This is a genomic window from Synechococcus sp. R6-7, from assembly GCF_047461695.1.
Classification (GTDB): domain Bacteria; phylum Cyanobacteriota; class Cyanobacteriia; order Thermostichales; family Thermostichaceae; genus Thermostichus.
On sequence record NZ_JANSHS010000422.1, the window covers coordinates 1 to 1,059 of the forward strand.

The 1,059-nt window shown below is 59.3% G+C and carries 1 protein-coding gene and 1 pseudogene; one reads left to right on the plus strand and one right to left on the minus strand.

From position 1 onward, the window contains the following. Positions 1–464 (minus strand): annotated as a pseudogene (locus tag NW815_RS12030) (F0F1 ATP synthase subunit beta); the annotation flags it as partial. A gap of 189 nt (positions 465–653) precedes the next feature. Between NW815_RS12030 and NW815_RS12035 the strand changes: the two are divergent. Beyond that, positions 654–1,059: GerMN domain-containing protein (locus tag NW815_RS12035; protein WP_414416059.1), on the plus strand; the 406-nt coding region annotated here is incomplete at its 3' end.

Here is a 1,059-nt window from a genome sequence, read left to right on the forward strand (position 1 = left end):
TTTTTGAAGGGGGCCAGCAGGTCAATCACCTTGATGCCGGTTTCAAAGGGCTCTGGCTTGATCGTCAAATCGACAAGTGGAGGCGCACTGCGGTGGATGGGGGCAAATTCTTGGGCTTGAACGGGCTCTCCTTGGTCAACCGGCTCTCCCAGCACATTGAAAATGCGCCCCAGGGTGGGCTGCCCGACCGGCACAGTAATCGGAGCGCCCGTATCCACCACCGGCATGCCCCGCACCAGGCCATCGGTCGAAGACATGGCCACTGCACGCACGCGGTTATCCCCCAAAAGCTGCTGCACCTCAAAGGTGACCTTAACCTTCAGGCCGCTTTCGGTTGTGCCCTCCACCTTGAGGGCATTGTAGATTTCGGGCAGCTTGCCGCTGGGAAACTCGGCGTCGATCACAGGCCCAATGACCTGAGTGATGTAGCCAACATTGGTGGCAGTAGCGGTGGCAGTAACCATGATTGAGGTTCAGCTCCTTGTGTGCTCAGTTATCGACTCAGCGATGCCGGGTGTAAATCATTATCATCATACAAATAAAGGGATCCCAGTTGCTGCCGCACTTTTGCCTGTCCAGCCTATGGGGGATCCCCGGCAGAGTGGGCTTTTCTTCGCTACCCTAGAGCTAGGTAAGACAGGGGGTTGCCAGCGATGAGCCACTACGGAGGCCGTATTGCACAGCTCAGCTCCGTTAGGTTGGGAGGACGGCGTCGCTGCCCACGTCGCGGCCGGGCCCTGCAATTGGGGATCCTTGGCTTCTTGCTGGGGTTAGGGGTGATGGGGGGAGCTTGGTGGTACAGCATCGGGCCCCGGCAAACCCTTTCCCTGTATTGGCTGACCAGTGCTGACAACTCCATTTACTACGTGCAGCAGGAGCGCAGGGTTCGCGCCTTTGACACTCAAGAAGCCATCCGCCTGGCTCTGGAGGAGCTGATTGCCGGCCCCCGGGATCCCCACCTCACCACGGCCATTCCCCCCCAGACGCGGGTGTTGGATGTGCGGGTGGAGGGCGACGATATTTTCCTCAACTTCTCCCCCGAATTCACGCAAGGGGGGG